This is a genomic window from Bradyrhizobium sp. Rc2d, from assembly GCF_900099855.1.
Taxonomy (GTDB): Bacteria; Pseudomonadota; Alphaproteobacteria; order Rhizobiales; family Xanthobacteraceae; genus Bradyrhizobium.
On record NZ_FNCU01000007.1, the window covers coordinates 118,224 to 142,599 of the forward strand.

The window sequence follows — 24,376 nt, forward strand, 5'->3', positions numbered from 1 at the left end:
TCCATCCGGGCTACGATTCTTCTAGCGCTTGGCGAACGTCGCCCTGAACTGCGCCGGATAGCGCGCGGCCTGCAAGCCGCCGCGCGAGACGTAGGAGGCCATCAGCGCGCTCCACAGTCCGGCATTGCCGAACGATTGCAGCGCCCACCAGGTGCCGAGGAAGATCGCGAGCGAGGCCAGCATCAAATTGCGCATCTCGCGCGCCCAGGTCGCGCCGATATAGATGCCGTCGAAGCCGAAGGCGAAGACACCGGGTATGGGCGCGAGCACGACGAACGGCAGGAATTCGCGTGCGGCACGGCGGACGTTGTCACTCGCCGTCATGAAATCGATCAGGGCCGGCCCGAACAGCGCGAACAGCACGGCGACGACGACTGCAAAGCCGAGCCCCCACAGCAGCACCAGCCGGGTCGAATCGGCAAATCCTTTTGGATCGCGTGCGCCAAGGGTGCGGCCGCAGAGCTGCTGGGCCGCGTTGGCGAGACCGTCGAGGAAGAAGGCGCTACCAGCAGGAAGTTGTTGAGCACGGAGTTGGCGGCGAGCGTCACGTCGCCGGCCTGTGCGCCCTTGGCGGTGAAGAACAGGAACGCGGCGATCAGCGCCGCGGTGCGGACCAGAATGTCGGAATTCACCGCCAGCATCCGCAACAGCTTCTCGCGGTCGAGCAGAGTAGCGTACGGCACGGCGAAGCCGCCGTCGGCATAATGGCGGCAGACGATCAATCCGAGCGCGAATCCGACCGCTTCTGACAACAGCGCGGCGATCGCCGCGCCGGCGATGCCGGCGTCGTAGATCAGCACCAGCAGGATCGTCGCCGCCATGTTGACGAGATTGATGACGACCTGAAGCAACAGCGCTGAATTGGCGCGGGCCTGCCCGATCAGCCAGCCGAGGATGACGTAGTTGGCGAGCGCGAACGGCGACGACCAGATCCGGATCTTGAAGTAGGTCTTCGCGGCCCGTGTCACACCCTCGCTGCCACCCATGAGATCGAACAGCACTGCGGCCAGCGGCAGCTGCAGTAGGATCAGCGCGGCGCCGATCAGGCCAGCAACGATGAAGCCGCGCGCCAGGATCGCGGTCGGCTCGCGCGTGTCACCCCCGCCCAGCGATTGCGCGGTGAAGGCGAGCGTGCTCATGCGCAGGAAGCCGAACAGCCAGAACAGACAGTCGAAGATCACTGACGCGATCGCGACGCCGCCGAGCAGGGCGGCATCGTCGAGCCGTCCGATCGCTGTGGTTGAGACCACGCCGATCAGCGGCGTGGTGAGGTTCGCGACCATCGCGGGACCGGCGATGGCGAACACCTGGCGGGAGCCTATCCTGGGATGAACGGGCGCGTGCATGTCAGAACACGAGCACCATGCCGTCTTCGGCGGCGAGATGCTCGATGTCATCCAGGCGCGACAGCATGTCGTCGCTCATATGGGTGAGCACGAGCCGCTTGGCGCCGATCGCGGGCAGATGTTGTTCCAAGGTTTTCAGGCTGAGATGGTTCTTGACCACCTTCTCGTACATGTAGGCTTCCGCAATGAAAAGGTCCGCGCCATTCGCCAGCGGAATGAGCGTGTCCGTCCATTCGGTATCGGCGCTGTAGGCGAGCGTGCGGCCCTCGGCCTCGACGCGATAGGCCAGGAAGGGTCCGCCGGATTCGCCGTGCACGACTGGGTAGGGTGTCACCGTCACCGCGCCAAAACTTTGGCTTTGCTGAGGCGCGAGCTCCACGACATTGAGTTCGAAGCGCTGCTTGGTTTTTGAGGAGTGCTCGAACAGAGCCTCCATAACCACACGAAGCCGCATCTCGATGCCTTGCGGGCCCGCAATCGTCAGCGGCCGCGTCCGCCGCGAGAATTGCGCGTCGAGCAGGAAGAATGGCAGCCCCGCAAAGTGGTCGCCGTGGAAATGCGTGATGAGGATGAGGTCGATGTCGTTGCGGTCGATCTCGAGCCGCTTCAGCGCCGGCAGGGCCGACGCGCCGCAATCGATCAGGAAGTTGGCTTCACGCCCCGAGACGTGGAAGCAGGTGTTGAGCCTGCCGCCGGAGCCGAAGGCGTCGCCGCAGCCGACAAAACGCAATTGCATCGGCTGCGGACTCCCTAATCCTTACCTGCCGCGCGGCGCGCCGAACACGCGCGAGAGCAGCCAGATCGGAATCACGATGACCGCGCCGAGCAGGAAGTAGCGCCACAGCCAGTTCACGGCATCGAAGCCGAGATCCCACAGACGCTGGAACAACAGGCGAATGCTGTGGATGATATTCCAGGGGTCGAAGCCGATCGCGGCCAGCACGACACCGACCAGGATCGAGAGCAGGACCAGGCGAAACGCGACCGCCAGCGGCGTGCCGCCGAGAAAGCGGTTCAGGCCATCGCTGCGGCCGGCCGGCAAATCTCTGACGTCGTGGGCCATCGCAAACTCCTTGGGCGGATTCGTCCCCATTATAGGGCACGGCGGGGCACATGGGGAACCCGCAACGGAGCGTCAATCGGGTTACTGCATTTTAATTCGGACGGCGCGCCAGGGTCACGATTTGGCTGCGCCGCCGGCCGCGGGCTCCCTAACCTCTCCCGCAAGCGGGAGAGGGGGCGCACCGCCTTCGTAGCGGCAATCGAGCCTCATTCTTCACGCCTCAATCTCCGCTTGTTCCGCCTTCAACATCCTCTCCAGCGTTTCCAGCCGGTCGGCCTCGCGCGGCGGCTTGTCCCAGCGCAGGCGGCTGATACGGGGAAAGCGCATGGCGACGCCGGATTTGTGCCGCGGCGAGCGCTGAAGCCCTTCGAAAGCGACCTCCAGCACCAGTCCCTTGTCCGGCTCGTGCACGACATGGCGGACGGGACCGAATTTTTCCGTGGTGTTGCGGCGGACGAAGCGGTCGATCTGCAACAGCTCCTCGTCGGTGAAGCCGAAATAGGCTTTTCCGACCGGCACCAGCTCGTCGCCGTCATCGCCCTCGGTCCAGACGCCAAACGTGTAGTCGGAATAATAGGACGAGCGCTTGCCGTGACCGCGCTGCGCATACATCAGCACGGCATCGATGATGTGCGGATCGCGCTTCCACTTCCACCATTGGCCCTTCGGCCGCCCCGGAAGATAAGGCGCATCGCGCCGCTTCAGCATCACGCCCTCGATGGCGTCCGCATCCTCGCCGGCGCCGGCGCTGGCAGGATCGGCACGCGCAGCGGTCAGCGCCTCCCAGCTTGCGAACGGGACGGTGGGCGACAGGTCGATGCGGGGATCGCCAAGCTTTGCGACGAAGATCTCCAGCCGCTCGCGCCGCTCCGCGAACGGCAGCTCGCGCAAATCGTTCTCGTCGTCGCCGAGCAGATCGTAGGCGCGCAAGTGGATCGGAAATTCCTTGATCAGTTTTGGCGAGACGACCTTGCGGTTCAGTCGCTGCTGCAGGACGTTGAAGCTCTGCACGCGGCCCTCGCGCAGGATCAGCAGCTCGCCGTCGATCGCGCCGGGCAGGTGCAGCGAGGGGACGAGGTCGGGAAAGCTGCCTGTGATGTCCTCACCGGAGCGCGAATAGAGTCGCGTCGTGATGTGGCCGCGATCATCACGCCCTGCGACGGCTTGCACCCGGATGCCGTCCCATTTCCATTCGGCGATGTAGTCAGCGGGATCGAGTGCAGCGAAATCCATGTCCTCGATCGCATGCGCCAACATCACCGGCCGGAACGGCGCGGGATCGCGATTGACCGGTTTTTCGCCGCGGCCTTCCAGCCACGCGAACAGGTCGAGATACGGCGGCGCGAGCCCCGGCCAGATCAGCTCGATCTCATGCGGGTCCTTGTCGCTGAGCGCGGCGGCCGCGGTCTTGGCGAGACGCGCGGAGATGCCGATGCGAAGCGCGCCGGTGACGAGCTTCAGCAGCGCCCAGCGGCCGGTCTCATCGAGCTCGTCCAGCCAGCGTTCGAGCTGCTTCGGTAGCTCGATCTTGCCGAGCGTGCGCAGCGTGGTGACGACCTCGGTCAGGGTCGGAGGCGGTGGGTTGTTGTGAGCGGTCATCGCCGCCTTCGGCCACATCAGCGCCACCGTCTCCGAAAGATCGCCGACATAATCGTATGACAACCCGAACAGCACCGGATCAGTGCGTGCCGCTATGAGATCGCGGAACAGGGCGGGCTTGGCGTGCTTGAAGCTGAGCGCGCCGGTGAGTGCGGCCAGTGCATAGCCGCGGTCGGGATCGCCGACTTCGCGAAAATAGCCGGTGATCAGCCGCAGCTTGTTGTTGCGGCCGGGCTCGTAGGCGAGACGGTCCAGAAGCTCGGCGAAGCGGTTCATGCTTCGGCCTCGTCTTGAATTGGCGTCTCGCTCTCCTCCTCGTCACCATAGCCGACGAGATCGAGCGGCCGCGCTTTCAGGCCTTTGCTCTGGCACCAATGCACCAGCGCATCTTCCTGGCCGTGGGTGACCCAGATCTCGCCGGCGCCGGTCGCGGCGATGGTGGCGGTGAGGCCGTCCCAATCGGCATGGTCGGAGATCACCAGCGGCAATTCGATGCCGCGTTGCCGCGCGCGAGCGCGCACGCGCATCCACCCGGATGCGAACGCGGTGACGGGATCGGGAAAGCGACGCGTCCAGAGATCGGAGGTTGCCGAGGGCGGCGCCAGCGTGATGGTGCCGGCGAGCGCCGCCTTCTTCACGCCTTTCGCCGGCTTGAGATCGCCAAGTTCAATGCCGCGGCTCTGATAGTAATGCGTGATCGTCTCCATCGCGCCGTGGAGGTAGATCGGCGCGTCGTAGCCGGCCTGGCGCAAGAGCGCGATCACGCGCTGCGCCTTGCCGAGCGAATAGGCGCCGACGAGATGCGCACGCTCCGGAAACAGCGCGACCGAGGCCAGCAACTTCCTCACCTCGTCGGCGGCATCGCCATGACGAAACACCGGCAGCCCAAAGGTGGCCTCGGTGATGAAGACGTCGCAGGGCACGAGCTCGAACGGGGTGCAGGTCGGGTCGGGCGCGTCCTTGTAGTCACCGGACGCAACGATGCAGGTGTCCCTGCAGGTCACGGCGATCTGCGCCGAGCCCAGCACGTGTCCGGCGGGGCGAAATTTGACGGTGACATCGCCGAGCCGGATCTCCTCGCCATAGCGGATTGCTTGCGTCGAGCCGGCAAAATTCTCGCCATAGCGCAGCCGCATCATGTCCAGGGTTTCCTGCGTCGCCAGCACCGCGCCATGGCCGGCGCGGGCATGATCGGAATGGCCGTGGGTGATCACGGCTCGCTCGACCGGGCGCACAGGGTCGATATGGAAGCCGCCGGGCTTGCAGCACAGGCCGGCAGCAACTGGCAGCAGGATGTCTTGGGGGCGCATGGTGGTGATATAGGGACCGGTGATGCGATATTCATCCGTCATGCGCGGGCTTGACCCGCGTATCCATCTCCCTAAACAGTTCCTTTTTTGCTGAATTGCCAGGTCAAGCCCGGCAATGACGAGTGGTTCCCAATGCCCTTGCGCCTTTTCCTGACCTCCGGCGATCTCATGGCCGACCGTCGCTTCGAGTTCGCGCGCGACCTCCAGCTCAAGGGTGATCTGCCGGAGGCCGCGGGCCTGCTGGAGCAGGCGATCGGGCTCGCGCCGAATTTCACCTCGGCCTGGTTCACGCTCGGCGAAATCCGGCAGCAGCTCGGCGAACGCGACAAGGCCATCGCGGCGTTTCGAGAAGCGCGCCGATCCGATCCTGGGGATCAGCACGGCGCCGGCCTGCATTTGATGCGGCTCGGCGACGCCGAGATCGCGGAGATGCCGAAGGCCTATGTGCAGGCGCTGTTCGATCAATATGCGCCACGCTTCGAGCACACGCTGATCAACGATCTCGGCTATCGCGCTCCGAGCCTGATCTTCAAGGCGGTGCTGGCCTCACGCGTCGCCGCCAAGAAGCCCGCCTTCTTCAAGCACGCCATCGATCTCGGCTGCGGCACCGGGTTAGCTGCCGCCGCCTTCGCCAAGCAGGTCGATCATTTCATCGGCATCGATCTGTCGCCCGGCATGATCAAGCAGGCGCGTGCGACGAACCTTTATGCCGAGCTCGAAGTCGCCGACATGATCGATGGCCTGCGCGGCAAGAGTGATGCGAGCGCGAACCTCGTCGTCGCCGCGGATGCCTTCGTCTATCTCTCCGATCTTGCGCCGGTGCTGAGCGAGGCCAGGCGCGTGCTCGTATCAGGCGGCGTGCTCGCCTTCACGCTGGAGACGCATGACGGTAGTGGCATCGTGCTCGGCGATGGCCTGCGTTATGCCCATGCAGCGGAATATGTCCGCGGCGCCATTGCGAAGGCCGGGCTCAAACTTCTCACGCTGGAGTCGGCCTCGCCGCGCAACGAAAACAACGAGCCGGTACGCGGCCTCGTCGTCGTCGCCGAGAAAACTTGAGTCTAGGCGCTAGCCAACCTGTAATTTGAGCGTCATTGCGTCGCAAAGCTGCGACTTCCCACTTGCGAGCCGTGCTGCGATGCCAGCACAATGCGCGCACCAGGGAGAAAATAATAATGACCAAGAATTCATCGCGGCGCGATTTCAGCGCCGCCGCGCTCGCCACCATCGCCGCATCCACCTTGTCCGCGCCGTATGTCTGGGCCGCGGAGAAGAAATACGATGCGGGCGCCAGCGACACCGAGATCAAGATCGGGCAGACTGTGCCGCATTCCGGCCCCGGCTCGCTCTATGGCGTGCTCGGCCGCATCGGTGAAGCCTATTTCCAGATGCTGAACGAGAAGGGCGGCATCAATGGGCGCAAGATCAAGTTCCTCACCATGGACGACGCCTACAGCGCGCCGAAATGCGTCGAGGCGACGCGGCGCCTGGTCGAGCAGGAGGAGGTGCTGGCGCTCTACGGCTCGCTCGGCACCGCGCCGCAGACCGCCGTGCACAAATACCTGAACTCCAAGGGCGTGCCGCAGCTCCTGCTCAACACCGGCGCGTCGAAGTGGAATAACCCGAAAGAGTTCAAATGGACCATGGCGGGCCTGCCGCTCTATCCGACCGAGGCGCGCATTCTCGCGCGGCACGTGGTCAGCGTGAAGCCGAACGCCAAGATCGGCATCCTCTACCAGAACGACGATTTCGGCCGCGACTTCCTCGGTCCCTTCAAGAAGGTACTGACTGACGCCGGCGGCACCGCGCAGGTGATCATGGAGCAGACCTACGATCTCACCGAGCCGACCGTCGATTCCCAGCTCATCAACCTCTCGAAGTCGGGCGCGGATGTCTTCTACAACATCTCCACCGGCAAGGCGTCGTCGCAGTCGATCCGGAAAGTGGCCGAGCTCGGCTGGAAGCCGCTGCAATTGTTGTCGGCGGGCTCGACCGGCCGCTCCATCCTCAGCGCCGCGGGCCTGGAGAACGCCACCGGCATCGTCGCCATCCGCTACAACAAGGAAGTCGGCCTGCCCAAATGGGAGAAGGACCCCGACGTCATGGCGTTCGAGGAATTGCGCAAGAAGTACACGCCGGCAATCGATCCCGATAACACCATTGCCTTCGCCGGCTACGGCCAGGCCGTGACCATGGGCGAGATCCTGCGCCGCTGCGGCGACGATCTCACCCGCGCCAACGTGCTGAAGCAGGCCTCAATCCTCAACGGCTTCCACTCGCCCTACTTCCTCGACGGCGTCACCTACAGCTACACGCCCGCGGACTACACGCCGATGAAGACGCTGTTCATCTCGACGTTCACCGGCAAGGACTGGGACATCTCCGACAAGCCGATGTCGGAGTGAGGAGCCCCGCTGCCTCTTCCCCTCTCCCCGCTTGCGGGGAGAGGGTAGGGTGAGGGGGAGCCTCCGCGAGGACGGAGGCAGTTGGACTCGCGGAGGCTCCCCCTCACCCGGAATTCGCGCTGACGCGCAAATTCCGACCTCTCCCCGCAAGCGGGGAGAGGCGAACAGCCCACCCCTCGACGAACCCACGCGCACGGCTTACCTCTTATGCCGTGCCGCCCCGCATCCTCAAATCCCCGGCCGAGACGCCTGCGCTGCTGCCCGACCGCTTCAATGCGTGGTTCGCGGCCCGCGGCTGGTCGCCGCGCGCGCATCAATTGGCGCTGCTGGAGAAGGCGCGCGAGGACCGCTCGGCGCTGCTGATCGCGCCGACCGGTGCCGGAAAGACGCTGGCGGGATTCTTGCCGACGCTGGTCGAGCTGTCTTCTGATGCAGCTCAGCGGGAGACTGGCGCGAAGAAAAGCCTCATCTCCACCGGCCGCAGCCTGCAGCGCACCGGCGGCCTGCACACGCTCTACATCTCGCCGCTGAAAGCGCTCGCCGTCGACATCGCGCGCAACCTGGAGCGACCGATCGCCGAAATGGCGCTGCCGATCAAGGTCGAGACCCGCACCGGCGACACGCCGGTGTCGCGGCGGCAGCGCCAGCGGCGTTATCCGCCGGATATTCTGCTGACCACGCCGGAGCAGCTCGCGCTGCTGCTGTCCTCCGACGACGCCCCGTTCCTGTTCTCATCGCTCACGCGCATCGTGCTCGACGAGCTGCACGCGCTGGTGACCTCCAAGCGCGGCGATCTGCTGTCGCTCGGGCTGGCGCGGCTGTGGCGCCTCGCGCCGCAGATGCGCGCCATCGGCTTGTCGGCGACGGTGGCCGAGCCGGACCAGCTCGCGCGCTTTCTGGTGCCGCAGCCCGAAGGCAAGCAAGCTGCCGCGGACATCGTCATCGCGGGCGGCGCCGCGCCGCCTGAGGTCGAGATGCTCGACACCCGCGAAAGCCTGCCCTGGGCCGGCCACAGCGCGCGCCATGCGCTCCCTGAAATCTACGAGCTGATCAAGGCGAACAAGACCACGCTGGTCTTCGTCAACACCCGCAGCCAGGCCGAGATGCTGTTCCAGAATCTCTGGAGCATGAACGACGACGGCCTTGCCATTGCGCTACATCACGGCTCGCTCGACGTCGCGCAGCGCCGTAAGGTCGAGGACGCCATGTCTGCGGGACGCTTGCGCGGCGTGGTCTGCACCTCCTCGCTCGACCTCGGCGTCGACTGGGGCGATGTCGATCTCGTCGTCAATATCGGCGCGCCCAAGGGATCTTCGCGCCTGATGCAGCGCATCGGCCGCGCCAATCACCGTCTCGACGAGGCCTCGCGCGCGGTGCTGGTGCCGGCCAACCGCTTCGAGGTGCTGGAATGCCGCGTCGCCATCGATGCCATCGCCGAGAACGCGCAGGACACACCGCCCTTGCGCACGGGCGCGCTTGACGTGCTCGCCCAGCACGTGCTCGGCTGCGCCTGCGGCGAGCCCTTTCTCTCGGACGAGCTCTATGAGGAGGTGCGCACCGCCGCGCCCTACGCAAACCTGTCGCGTCAGGACTTTGACGACGTCGTCGATTTCGTCGCCTCCGGCGGCTACGCGCTGAAGACCTATGAGCGCTTCGCCCGCATCAAGCAGGACAAGGAGGGCCGCTGGCGCGTCGCCAACCCAAAAGTGCGGCAGAGCTACCGCATGAATGTCGGCACCATCGTCGAGGACGACATGCTGAAGGTGCGGCTGGTACGCTCGCGCGGCGGCCAAGGAAAAGCAGGCGGTTCGACCGGGGTGATCGCGCGCGGCGGCCGGCTGCTCGGCGAGATCGAGGAGGCCTTCATCGAGGGCTTGAGCCCCGGAGACACCTTCGTGTTCAGCGGCGAGGTGGTGCGTTACGAGACCCTGGTCGAGGATCAGGTCTACGTCTCGCGCGCGCATGACAGGGATCCGAAGGTGCCGTCCTATATGGGCGGCAAATTCCCGCTCTCGACTTATCTCGCCGAGCGTGTCCGCCGGCTGCTGGATGACGGCCGCGCTTGGGGCGGCTTGCCGGAGCAGGTGCGCGACTGGCTGTCGCTGCAAAAGGATGTCTCTCGCGTGCCCGCCGTGCGCGAGCTCCTGGTCGAGAGCTTTCCGCGCGCCAACAAGCATTATCTCGTCTGCTATCCCTTCGAGGGCCGTCTCGCGCACCAGACCCTCGGCATGCTGCTGACGCGTCGCCTCGAGCGCGCCCGCGCCCGGCCGCTCGGCTTCGTCGCCAACGAATATGCCGTGGCGATCTGGGGGCTTGGCGATCTCTCCTTCATGATCCGCGACGGCCGGATCAATCTCGATGCGCTATTCGATCCCGACATGCTCGGCGACGATCTCGAAGCCTGGCTCGCCGAGTCCGCTCTCATGAAGCGCACCTTCCGCAATTGCGCGATCATCTCCGGCCTGATCGCGCGGCGGCATACCGGCGAAGAGAAAAGCCGCCGCCAGGTGCTGTTCTCGACCGATCTGGTCTACGACGTCCTGCGCAAGCACCAGGCCGATCACGTGCTCTTGCGCGCCGCGCGCGCCGATGCCGCCACCGGCCTGCTCGACCTGCGCCGCCTCAGTGACATGCTGATACGCATCCAGGGCCGCATCACGCATCGGGAACTCGACCACGTCTCCCCGCTCGCCGTCCCCGTGATGCTGGAAATCGGCCGCGAGTCAGTTTATGGCGAAGCTGCAGACGAGCTGTTGGCGGAAGCCGCCAACGAGCTGGTTAAAGAGGCGATGGGATAAGAGCAGGTTTGACGTGACGGCAGGCGCGCTGGTTTCAGGGGATGTCGAGGACATGCGCGTTTCCAGAGTCACCATCAGCGATGTGACGTTCGCAGCCGACCTCTCCGGCGCGCTGTTCTGGGAGGAGCAGCGCCTGCTGGTCGTTTCCGATCTGCATCTGGAGAAAGGGTCCAGCTTCGCCACGCGCGGCGTGCTGCTGCCGCCCTACGATACGCTGGCGACGCTCAGCCGTCTCGCTGCTGTCATCTCCCGCCATGATCCATGCATCGTCATCGCGCTCGGCGACAGTTTTCACGACCGCACCGCGCATCAGCGTTTGTCGGTGGAAGATCGCGACGCCGTCGCCGCACTCCAGGCCGGTCGCGACTGGATCTGGATCTCCGGCAATCACGATCCGATGCTGCCGCGCGATCTCGGCGGCACCGTCGCCGACGAAGTCGCGATCGGCCCGATCACTTTCCGCCACGAGCCGACCGGCGCAAGCGGTGAGATCGCCGGCCATCTGCATCCCAAGGCCCGCGTCTCGGCGCGCGGCCGCTCGATGGAGCGCCGCTGCTTCGCCAGTGACGGGATGCGCGCCGTGATGCCGGCCTTCGGCGCCTATGCCGGCGGCCTCAGCATCCGCGATGAAGCGTTCGCGAAAATCTTTCCGACCAACGGCTTTGTCGCCCATCTGCTCGGCGACCGCCGCGTCCACGCGATTGCCGCGTCGCGCTGTTATTGAAGAGCGCGCTTCGTAGGGTGGGTTAGCGAAGCGTAACCCACCTCTTTTGCATCCGTTGAGACAGACAGTGGTGGGTTACGCCTTCGGCTAACCCACCCTACGCATCCCGCAAGTTCACGCCGCCTTCGCCTGCACATCATCGCAAAACTCGGCGAGCCGATCGGCCAGCCGCAGCGTCGCGGGGCTGGCGCCCGGTGCGGCCATCAATGCGACCTCGGTGCGGTTGATCGGCGCAAAGCCGTCCTTGGCAGTCAGCACGCGGTGGTCGGGCTGGATGGCCATCTCCGACAGGATGCTCAGCCCCATGCCGGCGGCGACCGCGGCCTGGATGCCGGCGAGACTGGATGACGTGTAGGCGGTGTGCCAGGCGCGGCCCGCGCTTTCCAGCGCGTGGATGGCGCCGGCGCGATAGATGCAGCCGAGCGGAAAGCCGATCAGCGGCACGGACGATACGGTGACGTCGACCGGATGGCTCTTGCTGGTGACCCAGTGCACCCGCTCGGGCCACACCGCGATGGCGTCCTTCGCGCCGGCCTCGCGTTTGTAGAGCGCAAGATCGAGCTCGCCGCGTTCGAGATCACGGGCCAGATGCTTGCTCTGGTCGGCGCGCACGTCGAGCCGCAGGCGCGGATGCGAGCGCGAGAACGCACCAAGCAGTTTCGCCAATCGGTACGCGGCAAAATCCTCGGGAATGCCGAGCCTGATCGCGCCCTCGCCGTCGGGCTGGCGCAGCACGTCGCGCGCCTCCTCGGCGAGCGATAGCAGCCGCCGCGCATAGAACAGCAGCCGCTCGCCGGCTTCGGTCGGGCGCACGTCCTTGCCGTCGCGGTGCAGCAGCACCTGGCCGACATCCTCCTCCAGCCGCTTGATCTGCTGGCTCACGGTCGATTGCGTGCGATGGACGCGCTCGCCGGCGCGGGTGAAGCCGCCGGCCTCGACCACCGAGACGAAGCTGCGCAGCAGCTCGAGATCGAGCATGGCCGCCTCCATTCGAAAATCCACTGAAGAGAAGTTAATCATTTAATTTCCAAATGACAAGCTGCGTTCCTAGATCGAGGGCTCAGGAGAATGCCCTCATGTCGCTCGCCCCATCGATTGCCGTCCCCCGCAGCCGTTTCAATCCGCTGCCGCTCACTATCGGCCTATTCTGCCTGCTCTGGAGCTATGCCTTCGTCGCCGGCAAGATCGGCGTCACCTATTGCCCGCCGTTGATCCTGCTCGCCGCGCGCTTCTCGCTGGCTGGCGTTCTGATCCTGGGCGCGACCTGGATCCGCGGCGATGGCTGGTCGCTATCCTGGCGCGACGCCGCGATCTTCGCCGTGCTCGGCATCGCCAACAACGCGCTCTATCTCGGGCTCGGCTATACCGGCCTGCAATCGGTCTCCGCCGGCCTCGGCGGGCTGATCGTGTCGGCCAATCCGGTGTTCACGGCTGCGCTCGCCGCGCTGCTGCTCGGCGAAGGCATGACCTGGCGCAAGGCGGCGGGCCTGATGCTCGGCGTCATCGGAGTCACCTTCATCGTCTGGCACCGTTTGTCGGTGGGTACCGACAGCCTGCACGGCATCCTGTTCACGCTGGCTTCGCTGGCCTCGATCGTTGCCGGCACCATCCTGTTCAAGCTGCTCGCGCCGAAGGGTTCGTTGTGGATCGGCAACGGCATCCAGAATATCGCCGCCGGTATCGTGCTGGCGCCGATCGCGCTCACCTTCGCCGATGTTCACGCGATCGTGCTCACCCCGAGCCTGGTCGGCGCCTTTGCCTTCCTCGTGCTCGGCGGCTCGATCCTCGCCTATCTGCTCTGGTTTCATCTCCTGAAAGTGTGCGGAGCGACGGCGGCAAGCAGCTATCATTTCCTGATGCCGCCGCTCGGCATGCTGTTCGCCTTCGTCGTGCTCGGCGAACACGTCGAGGCCCGCGATTTGCTCGGGATCATTCCAGTCGCGCTCGGCATTTATCTGGTGACGCGGCCGGCAAAGCCCGTGTCGTAACAGGAGTTCATCATGCCCGTTTCCATCACCCTGATCGGCGGCCCCACGGCGCTGATCGAGATCGACGGCTTTCGCCTGCTCACCGACCCGACCTTCGATGCGCCCGGTGCCTATCAACTGCCGCATGTGAAGCTGGAGAAGACGATCGGACCTGCGGTGAGGCCTGACGCGATCGGCCCGGTCGATGCGGTGCTGCTCAGCCACGACCAGCATTCCGATAATCTCGACAATTCCGGCCGCGAATATCTCTTCAAGGTCAGGCGCGTGCTGACGACCGAGGCGGGCGCAAAGCGCCTCGGTCGCCATGTCGAGGGCCTTGCGCCCTGGAGCGCCGCGCATCTGAGGGACGGCGACGGCAATACGCTGACGATCACCGCGACGCCCGCGCGCCACGGCCCGGCCGGCATCGAGCCGCTGTCGGGTGATGTCATCGGTTTCGTGGTGTCGTCGAGCCGGAAGGACACGCGTCCGGTCTATATCAGCGGCGACACCACCTGGTTCGACGGCGTCGCCGAAGTCGCGCGCCACTTCAAATGCGGGGTGGTGCTGCCCTTCGCGGGCGCGGCGCAAACGCGCGGGCCGTTTCATCTCACCATGGACACCAACGACACCATCGAGACCGCGCGTGCCTTTCCCGATGCGATGATCGTGCCGGTGCACACCGAAGGCTGGGCGCATTTCCGCCAGAACAGCGAGGATCTGCGCAAGACCTTCGACGTGCTCGGCTTCGGGACGCGGCTACGCCTGCTGGAGCCGGGCGTGCCGACGGTGATCGAGGCGCCGTAGCCTCCCAACGTCGTCCTGGCGAAAGCCAGGACCCATTACCCCGACTGTCTATGATTGCGGGACGCTGTGGCCAGAGCACTCCCCAACAACAATGTCCTGTGGTTATGGGTCCTGGCTTTCGCCAGGACGACTCGGAGAGATTGCTGTTGGCCCTCGCAATGACGGAGTATGCCGTTAGTCCTTCCGGAACACGATCGACGCCATCCATCCCGTCATCAGCGCCATCGCCGCGGTGGCGAGGCCATAGATCAGCCCGTTCTGCCGCGCGGTGGTGGCGACGAACTGCTCGAAGCCGACCTTGACGATCTCGAAGGCGGTCTCGGTCTTGCCGATGAACGCGCCGTTCGCAAACAGCTTGATCTCCACTTCATAGGTGCCGATCGGCACCTCCGCCGGCAGCGGAATGCCGGTGCGGAACAGCGTCGGCGTCAGGAACGTCACCGCGCTCGCATCCTCGCGGTAGAGGCCGCGCTGGGTGCGCAGACGGATGAAGGCGGAACGGAACGCGTCGTTCGGCACCACGTCGGCATAGTCGCCGCTGACGCGCTGGGTCAGCCGCACGTTGTTGAGCCCGATCTGCTGCCGCCGCGCGATCTCGGTCGAGGTGATGGTGTCGAAGGGACGGTTGGCGAACAGCGCCAGATAGCTCGGCACCTGCAGGAATTGCCGGTAGTCGGTGTTGATCCAGATGCCGAAGGTGCGTTCTTTCCGCCGCGTCACCATGTCGGCGCGCGGGCCCATCACGGTGACCACGAGATCGTAAGCCGTGCGGTCGGCCGGTGTCGTCGCGTCCTTCTCCACCGAGCCGAACAGCACCAGCTCCTCGCCCGAATAATTCGGCGTCACGGTGACGCGGTGGTTGGAGACCGACACGATCAGCCGCTCGGCGCGCGCGGCCGAGCCGAGCAGCAGGACGAGAAGGAGGGCGAGCAGCGCGCGCATCAGGTGCTCACTCCCAGCTCGCGGATGGTGAAGAGATCCTCGGGCCGGATCACCAGCTCGATCGCGAAGCGGACCCCGACCGAGAGGATCAACAGGCCCAGCAGCAGCCGCAGCTGCTCGCCGCGGATCTTCTGGCCGGCACGGGCGCCGAACTGCGCGCCGGTGACGCCGCCGACCATCAAGATCAGCGCCAGCACGGCATCGACGAGGTGATTGGTCACTGCGTGCAGCATGGTCGCAAACAGCATCGTGACCAGGGTGAGGACCATGGAGGTCCCGATCACGGTCGAGGTCGGCACCCGCAACAGATAGATCATGATCGGCACCAGGATGAAGCCGCCGCCGATGCCCATGATGGCGCCGATGAAGCCGATCACGATGCCGACGACCACCACCGGAATCACCGACAGGTAGATCTTCGAGCGCTTGAACCGCATCTTCAGCGGCAGGCCGTGGATCCAGTTATGCGTGCGGCGTGGCGGCACCGCGCCGCGACGGGTCCGCATCAACGCGCGCAGGCCTTCGGAGAACATCAGGCTGCCGACGGTGCTGAGCAGCAAGACGTAAGAGAGCGCGATCATCAGGTCGAGCTGGCCGAGCGCACGGAGCTGGGTGAAGGTCCACACGCCCAGCGCCGTGCCGGTCACGCCGCCGCAGAGCAGGACGCTCGCCAGCGCCGGATCGATCGCGCGCCGCCGCCAATAGGACAGTGCGCCGGAAAAGGACGAGGCCGCGATGTGGCTCGTGACGGAGGCAACCGCGACCGCCGGCGTGATGCCGATGAAGATCAGCAGCGGCGTCATCAGGAAGCCGCCGCCGATCCCGAACATGCCGGACACGAAGCCGACCGCGGCGCCCATGGCGAGCACCAGGAAGACGTTGACCGGAAGATCGGCGATCGGAAGGTAGAGCTGCATTGAACCACGCCGGCGGGCGGGACGGATCGACTAACGCGGATTGCTCGCGGGAAGGTCGGAACGATTGCCGCCCCCTTCAATAGCGGAATTCGCCGCAGGGGTGGATCAGGAATTTTGGGCGTGGTGAATGACGGATCAGATGGCTGCGTCACTGCGCGCTGAGTAGCTCGCCACATTCTCCCCTGTCATACCCCGGCTTGACCGGGGCATCCAGTACGCCGCGGCTTCTCCGCACCACACCGGCGTCTCTGGAATACTGGGTCGCCCGGTCCCGGCTCCGCCAAGGCTACGCCGGGGCCACAAGGGTGCTCGGCCGCCGAAGCTTCAGCGAAGGCGGCAAGCCGGGCGACGACAAGAGACGACAAGAGGAGAGTGCGACCGCTCTCAATGCGCCGCCGAGGCCGAGCGCTTGGTCGCGACTTGCTTCGGTGCGGGCTTGGCGCTCGCCTGCGGCGCGCTGTCCCAGCCGCCGGCGGGCGTCGCGACATTGACGGCATCGTCGGGCTGCGGCTCGGCGCTAAAAGTCTGGATCGCGAGCTTGGCGGCGGCGAGCGATTGCGGTTCGAGACGCTTGGCGACGTCGTCGCGCTTGCCGGCCGCATCCGCATCGCCCTGGGCCGCTGCCAGGCTGAACCATTTGTAGGATTCGGCGAGGTTCTGCTCGACGCCGATGCCGCGGGCATAGAGGATGCCGAGGTTGAACTGGCTGTCGGCGACGCCGCGATCGGCGGCTTTGCGGAACCACTGGGCCGCGCTCTTGTAATTGGCGCCGCGTCCGCCGCCGTCGGCATCGAGCACCGCCAGATTGTGCATCGCCTTGGCGTTGCCGCGCTCGGCAGCCTGCGTGTAGTAGCGGCGGGCGATGTCGGCGTCCTTCTTCACGCCAAGGCCCTTCTCATAGAGCGTGCCGAGGCGGAAGGTCGCGGGCACGACGCCGGCCTGCGCCGCGCGGTCGTACCATTTGGCGGCTTCATCGTAGTTCGTAGTCACGCCCTTGCCCTCGGCAAAGCGCACGCCGATCTCGTAGGCCGCAGTCGCATCGCCCTTCATCGCGGCGGTGCGCAGGCCCGGGCCGCCGATGCCGTCAGGCAGCTTCTCGCTCGGCGGCACCTGGATGAGGCCGAGCTTGACGCGGCTCGTGCCCGACAGTGCGCCGGTGACGTCGCTGGAGGCAGGTGGCGGCGGGGCCACGGCAGGCGCGGGCGGGATTTCGACCGAGGCCGAGCCGCCCGGATTGGCGGCCGGCGCCGGCGCGGCATTGTTCTGGGATTGTCGTCCGATCGGCGTCGGCGAGGTCATCGACGGCGTGACCTGCTCGGGCATTGCGGGCTTGCTCTCGACCGGGGGCGGGGGAGCCAGCGGGGTGGGCTGGCTCGACGTATTCTCCATGGCCTGCGGCGCTGGCGGCACGCTGCCGCCTTCGAGCAGGTTCATCGCCATCTTGAAGGTGCCGAGCACGATCACGACCACGCTCGCGCCGACCAGCAGCGAGCGGATCTTCGCGGTGATGGTCGAGCCGCCGTCCTTGCCCTTGTCCTTGGACCGATCAGCCCCGGCCTTGGCGGCGCGGCCGGTCTTTTCCGGCTGCGCGGCGGCGGCCTGGGCGGCGCGGCGCGCAGCGGCGATGAAGCTCGACGACGACACCGGCTCTTTCGGAGCAGTGGGAATTCCGCTGATCGCGCTCTCGGATGCGGCGATGCGCTCCGACGGCGTGGCGGCGCGGCCACCCGGCCGGGTGCCCGGCTCGAGCGGATGATCCGGCGGCAATTCCGGCGCCAGCGCAGCCCGCGCAGGCGCGGTGTGCGGCTCCAGGATTTCGCTGATCGCCCGCGGCGGCAAGGGTGATGTGACTTGCGGTGCCGCCGGCACCGGCGGTGGCGCGGCGGGGGCGGCGGCATGGAATTCGCGCGGCGCGGCGACGAAGGCGGCTTGCGCGGCGGCCGGGTTCGGAAGCTCCGGCTTCGGATCGTATTTCGGCTGCTGCTGTGGCGGCCGCGGCTCGCGCGCCATCGGCGCGGGCTCCATCGGAGCGGGCATCTGCGGCGCAGCGGCGGGCGGCGCGGTGCGCACCGCGCGAAGATCGCCCTCGATCATGGAGAGGCGGTCGACGACATGACCGAGCGTGTTGTGAACGGCTTCGAGCGAATCCTGCGTATGCCGGTTGGTCTCGGCCTGGCTGAAGCGGATGTCGGAGAGCTCGCGCTTGACGAGATCGACCATGCCGGAATCGGCAGTCGGCGCCGAATTGCGGCTCTCGGCCAGCGCGGAATAGGTCGCCTGCTGCCGTTCCAGGTGCCTGAGGATATCGTGCAGCCCGTCCTCGACGCGGCTTAGATTGCCGCTGCGCGGATCGGAGGCGGCCTCGATCCGCTCCAGCAGATAGGAGACGCGCTGCTCGAGATGGGCGAAGGTCGAGGCCGAGTCGTTGCCGACCTGCATGCGGTCGAAGCGGTCCGACAGCGCACGGATCGCAGCTTCCAGGTGCTCGGTGCTCTCGGCCGGCTGCGGCCGCTCGCGCGTCTCGAGCGCCGCGGTGAGCGCCGCGATGCGCTGCTCCAGCACCGCGAAGCTGTCACTGGGGCCGGAGGCGCGGGTGATCTGGTCGACCTTGGATGACAGCAGCTGCACGTCTTCGGACAGACGCGCCAGCGCTTCGTTGGAGGCGACGTTGGAGACGATGCTGCGCAGCGCCGAGATCGCGTCTTCGAGCTGGCGCACCGTCGAGGGATCGTCATTGGCGCGCAGGATCAGATCGAGCTTGGCGCCGAGATTGCGGATCGCCTCGTCATAGCCGGTGAGTTGCTCGGCCGGCGTCAGCGTGCGCAGCACCTGCTTGATGTCGGACAGCGCGCGCTCGATGCCGGAGAGAACCTGGCCGTCGGTGCCGTTGGAGCGGGTCTCGTCGATGCGACGGTGCAGCGAGCGGATTTCGTTCTCGATCGATTCGATCGCGCGCCGCGGCATCGCCTCGGTGATGGCACTGCGGATCTCGGCAAGCTCGCTGCGGAAGGCGGTGATCGCCTGCTCGGTATTGTCAGGGCGCTGGAGCGACTCGATCTGGCTCGTGATCTTGAGCAGATGGCGCTCGAGCGACGAGAAATCCGGCCCCGGCTGCGGGGGCGGCGGCGCGTAGGCGGGGGCGGGTGGCGCAGCCATCGGCGCAATCGACGGCGCGGCGCGTGGCGGCATCTGCCTGGGCGCAAAGCCGTCGAGCTCGCTCTGTCGCGCCGTGATCTCGGCGACCGCGACGTCGAAAGACGCGGGGCTCAGGGGCGGCGAATTGCGATAGACCTGGGCTGCCGCGCGCTCGACCGCATCGGCCTGGCGCTGGCGCGTCTCGACCGGTGGCGGTGCCGGCCGCTGGGCCTGAGGCTGCTGCGGCTGCGGCTTCGAGATCTGCGACAGCCGCGCATCGAGCCGCGAGATCGCATCATTGAGCTGGCGCGCGACGCCCTGCTCGCGCGACATGTCCTGCCGCGAAGTATCCTGGCGCTGGGCGGGCTTTGAAATCCGTTCGATCTGCTGGGTGATCGCGTCGAGCCGCTGGTGGATGTCGGCGACTTCGCGGCTTTCCTGGCTCGGTCCTTGCGGGACGTGGTGCGGACGCTGGTCGTAAGGTGCGCGAAAGTTCGGTGGCGCTGTCTCGCCGAGCGTGGAGTTCAGCCAATCGTTGAGTGACATGCCGGCTCTGCGCGCAGCAGCTTCGGCCCGCTCCCGGACGGAGGGATCGATGCCGTCAACACTCCACGATACGCGCGAATTCATGACTCTGTCCGGTTCCGACTCCGGCGCCCCACCCGGCGCCTCCAGCCTCCCCACGCGTGCCCGGTTGTAAACACAACCGAATTTGGCGCAGGTCGTCTGCCTCGAAAACCGACTTTTTCCTGTTACGGTAAATAACGAGTTAAGGAACGCCGGCGCGGGTGTCTTAAAGTTGGATGGGGGTGTTGGTTGTGGCGCCCGTCCGGCCGCCAAACAACCGGTGTCATGCTCCGCGAAAGCGGGGCATCCAGTACACCGCGGCTTCTCGATTCCAGCCGCGCCGCCTCTGGAATACTGGATCGCTCGCTTTCGCGGGCGATGACAGCGGAGACGGTGGTGAGAGTTCGAGGCTCGCCAGCCCTCAGCCCTTCTCGCGCTTGCCGTCTTCCAGCGGCACCACCGTGGCCTTGCCGCTCATCGCCGAGAGCGCCTCCAGCGCCTCCTCGCAGAAATCTGCCACCATCTGCTCGTGCCGGGCCCCTAAGCGGAGCAGGAGCAGATTGCCGAGATCGAGCCTGCCCTCCGCCGTTCCGTCCGGAAAACGCTTCTTCAGGATGCGCTCGTAGTTGGCGTGGCGGTCGCGGTGGTGCTCCAGCCGGGCCATCAGATCGGTGCGCAGGGGCTCGATGTCGATGCTGTCGAGCGCATGGAGGCGGACCAACAGGTCGTCCTTGGTCGAAGCCGGCGTGCTTGGCCGCGCGGCCCAGTGCCGCAGCGCTGTTCTGCCCTCGGGGGTGAGCGTATAAACCAGCTTGTTCGGCTTGCCTGTCTGCACGACCTCGCGGCCCTGGATGTGGCCGCGGTCACGCAGCTTGGAGAGCTCGCGGTAGATCTGCTGGTGGTCGGCCTTCCAGAAGAAGCCGATCGAAGAATCGAACGTCTTGGCGAGCTCGTAGCCCGTCATCGGACGTTCCGTCAGGCATGCGAGGATTGCGTCGCCGAGCGCCATGACCGGCCTCCCTTCTTAGGTCTGACCAACCTGCTTGACTTTATGCGCATCGGCGCATATGCGTCAATGTGCATATGAGGCAGCTTGCAGACGGGGCCCGAGACCCCGACTGAAAATCCAGCGGAATCAACCTTCTCGCTACTGTGCATGGGGTTGTTTTCGCATTTATGCCCTTGCCCTAGGGAGGCACCTGAGAATGACCGGCCTCGATTCCTGGTACGCCTACATGAAGTCTCACGACCGCACTGCGCTTTGGGACCTTCTGCACCCGGATGCCGTGTTCGAAAGCCCCGTCGTGCACACCCCGCAGCGAGGGCGCGACATCACTTTCAAATACCTCTCCAGCGCCGAGAAGGTGCTCGGCGGCCCCGGCTTCACCTATGTCGGTGAATGGCGGCGCAGCGACAATGGCGCCGTGCTCGAATTCAAGACCATCATCGACGGCATCGAGATCAACGGTGTCGACATCATCAGCTTCGACAGCGAAGGACGCATCACCCATTTCAAGGTGATGGTGCGTCCGATCAAGGCCATCAACATGCTGCATCGCCTGATGGCGGAGCAGCTTGCCGCCCAATCATGACCCTGCCCTGAGGTTGCGGAACCCGCTAAGCTCGCGGGCAAGGCTGCGCCGCAGGAATCACGACATCACCACTTCAAGCCCCATGCCGGGAGAACGCCATGCCGATCTATAAAGCCCCTGTCGAAGACGTGAATTTCCTGCTCAACGACGTCTTCCAGATCGATCGCTACGACAATCTGCCGGGCTTCTCGGACGCGTCGAGCGACGTGCGCGAGGCGATCCTCGGCGAGGCCGCCAAGCTCGCCGAAGAGGTGCTGCAGCCGCTCAACCGTGTCGGCGATCTCGAAGGCTGCAAGCGTACTGAGGACGGCAGCGTCACCACGCCGAAGGGTTTTAAGGACGCCTTCAAGCAGGTCGTCGAGGGCGGCTGGCTCGGTCTGTCGGCGCCGACGGAATATGGCGGCCAGGGCTTGCCGGTGACGCTGAGCCAGGCAGTCAACGAATTCCAGATCTCCGCCAACATGGCGTTCTCGATGTATGGCGGCCTCACCATGGGCGCGACCGCGGCGCTGCTGGTGCACGGCACGCCCGAACAGAAGCAGACCTACGTGCCGAAAATGGTCGCCGGCGAATGGACCGGCACCATGAACCTGACCGAGCCGCATTGCGGCACCGATCTCGGCATGCTGCGCACCAAGGCGGTGCGCCAGGCCGACGGCAGCTTCAAGATCACGGGCACCAAGATCTTCATCTCGGCCGGCGAGCATGACCTCGCCTCCAACATCATCCACCTCGTGCTCGCCCGCATCGAAGGCGCGCCCGCCGGCATCAAGGGCGTGTCGCTGTTCGTGGTGCCGAAATTCCTGGTGAATGCCGATGGTTCGGTCGGGCAGCGCAATGGCGTGGTCTGCGGCTCGATCGAGCACAAGATGGGCATCCACGGCAATTCCACCTGCGTGATGAACTACGACAACGCCACCGGCTGGCTGATCGGCGAAGAGAACAAGGGCATGCAGGGAATGTTCGTGATGATGAACGAGGCTCGCCTCGGCGTCGCCGTGCAGGGCCTCGCGCAGTCCGAGGTGGCCTATCAGAACGCGGTCGCCTATGCCCGCGAGCGCATCCAGGGCCGCGCACTCACCGGCGCCAAGGCGCCGGACAAGCAAGCCGATCCGATCATCGTGCATCCCGACGTGCGCCGCACGTTGCTCTCCATCCGCGCCTTCAATGAAGCCGCGCGCGCCTTCGTGATCTGGACCGCGCTGAAGAGCGACGTCGCCCACCGCTCCGAGGATCCCAAGGACCGCCAGGCTGCCGACGACCACATGGGCCTGATGACCCCGGTGCTGAAGGGCTTCCTCACCGACTACGGCTTCGCCAACGCGGTGCAGGCGCAGCAGATGTATGGCGGCCACGGCTACATCGCCGAGCAGGGCATGGAGCAGTTCGTGCGCGATGCGCGTATTGCGATGATCTATGAAGGCGCCAACGGCATCCAGGCGCTCGACCTGGTCGGCCGCAAGCTGCCGCGCGACGGCGGTCGCGCCATCATGGCCTTCTTCGGCGAGGTCATGGCCTTCGCCAAGGAGAACGGCGGCGACGAGGCGCTGAAACCCTTCATCACCCCGCTCTCGACCTCGCTCGGCCATCTCCAGCAGGCCACCACCTGGCTGATGCAGAACGCGATGGCGAAGCCGGACAATGCGGGCGCTGCCGCAACCGATTACCTGCATCTCTTCGGCTTCGTTGCGCTCGGCTACATGTGGGCGAAGATGGCCAAGGTGACGCAAGCGAAGATTGCCGAGAGCGGGGCGACGCCCTATCTCTCGACCAAGCTCGTCACCGGCCGCTTCTTCATGGAGCGGATGCTGCCGGAGACCGCCGCCAATCTCGCGCGCATCCAGGCCGGCTGCGCCACCATCATGGAATTGCCGGCGGAAGCGTTCTGAGCCTGCTTCCGCTGCCCGCTCCCAATCGATCTGAACATCACACCAGGAGGGCGTCATGCCTGAGGCATTCATCTACGACCACGTTCGCACCCCGCGCGGCCGCGGCAAGGCGGACGGTGCGCTGCACGAAGTCACGGCGCTCGCGCTCGCCACCGTGCCGTTGAAGGCGCTGAAGGATCGCAACAACCTGCCCAAGGATTCCGTCGATGACGTCGTGCTCGGCGTGGTCGATCCCGTCGGCGAGGCGGGCTCCGACATCGCGCGCTTCGCAGCGCTCAAGGCCGGTCTCGGCGACGCCGTGCCCGGCGTGCAGATCAGCCGCTTCTGTGCCTCAGGTCTCGACGCCGTGAACTTCGCCGCCGCGCAGGTGATGAGCGGCCAGCATGAGCTGGTGATCGGCGGCGGCGCCGAATCGATGAGCCGCGTCGGTATCGGCGCCTCCGGCGGCGCCTGGCCGATGGATCCCTCGATGGCGGTGCCGGCCTATTTCATGCCGCAGGGCGTCTCGGCCGATTTGATCGCGACCAAATACGGCTTCTCGCGCGACGACGTCGACGCCTACGCGGTGCAGAGCCAGCAGCGCGCGGGCAAGGCCTGGGACGAGGGCCGCTTCAACAAGTCCGTAGTGCCAGTGAAGGACATCAACGGCCTCACCATCCTCGCCAGGGACGAGCACATGCGTCCCTCGACGACGATGCAGTCACTGGCGCAGCTCCAGCCCGCGTTCACGATGATGGCGCAGATGGGCGGCTTCGATGGCGTCGCGCTGCAGTCGCACCCCGAGATCGAGCGCGTCAACTACGTGCACCACGCCGGCAACTCCTCGGGCATCGTCGACGGCGCCGGCGCTGTTCTGCTCGGCAGCAAGGAGGCAGGCGCGAAATACGGCATGAAGCCTCGTGCCAAGATCCGTGCCTTCGCCAATATCGGCTCGGAGCCGGCGATGATGTTGACCGGCCCGGTCGACGTCACCGAGAAGCTGTTTGCGCGCTCCGGCATGAAGAAGTCGGACATCGACCTGTTCGAGCTCAACGAGGCCTTCGCCTCGGTCGTGCTGCGCTACATCCAGGCCTTCGACATCGACAACGCCAAGATCAACGTCAACGGCGGCGCGATCGCGCTCGGCCATCCGCTCGGGGCGACCGGCGCGATGATCCTCGGCACCGTGCTCGACGAGCTCGAGCGCACCAACAAGTCCACCGCCCTGGTGACGCTGTGCATCGGCGGCGGCATGGGCACCGCGACCATCATCGAGCGGGTGTAACGAGCTGTCGTAGGGTGGGCAAAGCGAAGCGTGCCCACCACTGCTGTCTCC

At 66.0% G+C, this 24,376-nt stretch carries 18 protein-coding genes and 1 pseudogene; 9 read left to right on the forward strand and 10 right to left on the reverse strand.

Annotation, left to right across the window (positions count from 1 at the left end; genetic code table 11):
• Nucleotides 1-21: 21 nt before the first annotated feature.
• The 5 genes and pseudogenes from BLV07_RS12095 to BLV07_RS12115 form a co-directional block, all read right to left on the reverse strand.
• A pseudogene (locus BLV07_RS12095) lies at nt 22-1,346 on the reverse strand (MATE family efflux transporter).
• 1 nt (nt 1,347) lies between these two features.
• Nucleotides 1,348-2,082: an MBL fold metallo-hydrolase gene (locus BLV07_RS12100; protein ID WP_091885143.1), complete on the reverse strand. Its 735-nt coding sequence runs from the start codon at nt 2,080-2,082 to the stop codon at nt 1,348-1,350.
• 21 nt (nt 2,083-2,103) lie between these two features.
• On the reverse strand, nt 2,104-2,409 hold the full coding sequence (locus BLV07_RS12105) for a DUF6460 domain-containing protein (RefSeq protein WP_091885415.1): 306 nt from the start codon (nt 2,407-2,409) through the stop codon (nt 2,104-2,106).
• 213 nt (nt 2,410-2,622) lie between these two features.
• Nucleotides 2,623-4,284, reverse strand: a complete 1,662-nt coding sequence (locus BLV07_RS12110) for an ATP-dependent DNA ligase (protein WP_091885163.1) — start codon at nt 4,282-4,284, stop codon at nt 2,623-2,625.
• A complete protein-coding gene (locus tag BLV07_RS12115) occupies nt 4,281-5,318 on the reverse strand; it encodes a ligase-associated DNA damage response exonuclease (protein WP_091885418.1) in 1,038 nt (345 codons plus the stop codon). Before BLV07_RS12115 ends, BLV07_RS12110 begins: the two co-directional genes overlap by 4 nt.
• A gap of 132 nt (nt 5,319-5,450) precedes the next feature.
• Here BLV07_RS12115 and BLV07_RS12120 point away from each other — a divergent pair, with 132 nt between their 5' ends.
• From BLV07_RS12120 to pdeM, 4 genes are all read left to right on the forward strand, one after another.
• The gene (locus tag BLV07_RS12120; RefSeq protein WP_091885421.1) at nt 5,451-6,377 is read left to right on the forward strand and encodes a class I SAM-dependent DNA methyltransferase; all 927 of its coding nucleotides are present in this window, start codon (nt 5,451-5,453) and stop codon (nt 6,375-6,377) included.
• Nucleotides 6,378-6,493: 116 nt separating this feature from the next.
• Entirely contained in the window at nt 6,494-7,723 is a 1,230-nt protein-coding gene (locus BLV07_RS12125; protein WP_176945487.1) for an ABC transporter substrate-binding protein, read from the forward strand.
• Nucleotides 7,724-7,935: 212 nt separating this feature from the next.
• The gene (locus tag BLV07_RS12130) at nt 7,936-10,521 is read left to right on the forward strand and encodes a ligase-associated DNA damage response DEXH box helicase (protein WP_091885169.1); all 2,586 of its coding nucleotides are present in this window, start codon (nt 7,936-7,938) and stop codon (nt 10,519-10,521) included.
• A gap of 52 nt (nt 10,522-10,573) precedes the next feature.
• The gene (pdeM, locus tag BLV07_RS12135) at nt 10,574-11,245 is read left to right on the forward strand and encodes a ligase-associated DNA damage response endonuclease PdeM (RefSeq protein WP_176945488.1); all 672 of its coding nucleotides are present in this window, start codon (nt 10,574-10,576) and stop codon (nt 11,243-11,245) included.
• 114 nt (nt 11,246-11,359) lie between these two features.
• Here pdeM and BLV07_RS12140 read toward each other — a convergent pair whose 3' ends face one another.
• Nucleotides 11,360-12,223: a LysR substrate-binding domain-containing protein gene (locus tag BLV07_RS12140; RefSeq protein WP_176945489.1), complete on the reverse strand. Its 864-nt coding sequence runs from the start codon at nt 12,221-12,223 to the stop codon at nt 11,360-11,362.
• Nucleotides 12,224-12,321: 98 nt separating this feature from the next.
• Here BLV07_RS12140 and BLV07_RS12145 point away from each other — a divergent pair, with 98 nt between their 5' ends.
• On the forward strand, nt 12,322-13,233 hold the full coding sequence (locus BLV07_RS12145) for a DMT family transporter (RefSeq protein ID WP_091885172.1): 912 nt from the start codon (nt 12,322-12,324) through the stop codon (nt 13,231-13,233).
• A 12-nt stretch (nt 13,234-13,245) separates the two neighbouring features.
• Nucleotides 13,246-14,019, forward strand: a complete 774-nt coding sequence (locus tag BLV07_RS12150) for an MBL fold metallo-hydrolase (protein ID WP_091885174.1) — start codon at nt 13,246-13,248, stop codon at nt 14,017-14,019.
• A 174-nt stretch (nt 14,020-14,193) separates the two neighbouring features.
• Here BLV07_RS12150 and BLV07_RS12155 read toward each other — a convergent pair whose 3' ends face one another.
• The 4 genes from BLV07_RS12155 to BLV07_RS12170 form a co-directional block, all read right to left on the reverse strand.
• Nucleotides 14,194-14,961, reverse strand: coding sequence for a TIGR02186 family protein (locus BLV07_RS12155; RefSeq protein WP_244551073.1), 768 nt, complete (start codon nt 14,959-14,961; stop codon nt 14,194-14,196).
• Nucleotides 14,961-15,878, reverse strand: coding sequence for a sulfite exporter TauE/SafE family protein (locus BLV07_RS12160; protein WP_091885178.1), 918 nt, complete (start codon nt 15,876-15,878; stop codon nt 14,961-14,963). Before BLV07_RS12160 ends, BLV07_RS12155 begins: the two co-directional genes overlap by 1 nt.
• A 384-nt stretch (nt 15,879-16,262) precedes the next feature.
• Nucleotides 16,263-19,643, reverse strand: a complete 3,381-nt coding sequence (locus BLV07_RS12165; protein ID WP_176945490.1) for a tetratricopeptide repeat protein — start codon at nt 19,641-19,643, stop codon at nt 16,263-16,265.
• 358 nt (nt 19,644-20,001) lie between these two features.
• Nucleotides 20,002-20,589 carry a PadR family transcriptional regulator gene (locus BLV07_RS12170; protein WP_091885184.1) on the reverse strand — a complete coding sequence of 196 codons (588 nt, stop codon included), beginning with the start codon at nt 20,587-20,589 and terminating at the stop codon, nt 20,002-20,004.
• 196 nt (nt 20,590-20,785) lie between these two features.
• On the opposite strand from BLV07_RS12170, the gene BLV07_RS12175 reads away from it, so the two are divergent.
• The 3 genes from BLV07_RS12175 (at nt 20,786) to BLV07_RS12185 (ending at nt 24,325) form a co-directional block, all read left to right on the forward strand.
• The gene (locus BLV07_RS12175) at nt 20,786-21,172 is read left to right on the forward strand and encodes a nuclear transport factor 2 family protein (RefSeq protein ID WP_091885187.1); all 387 of its coding nucleotides are present in this window, start codon (nt 20,786-20,788) and stop codon (nt 21,170-21,172) included.
• 98 nt (nt 21,173-21,270) lie between these two features.
• Nucleotides 21,271-23,061: an acyl-CoA dehydrogenase C-terminal domain-containing protein gene (locus BLV07_RS12180; RefSeq protein WP_091885189.1), complete on the forward strand. Its 1,791-nt coding sequence runs from the start codon at nt 21,271-21,273 to the stop codon at nt 23,059-23,061.
• A 55-nt stretch (nt 23,062-23,116) separates the two neighbouring features.
• Complete coding sequence (locus tag BLV07_RS12185) at nt 23,117-24,325, forward strand: acetyl-CoA C-acetyltransferase (RefSeq protein WP_091885191.1); 1,209 nt, start codon at nt 23,117-23,119, stop codon at nt 24,323-24,325.
• The last annotated feature ends 51 nt before the right edge of the window (nt 24,326-24,376 follow it).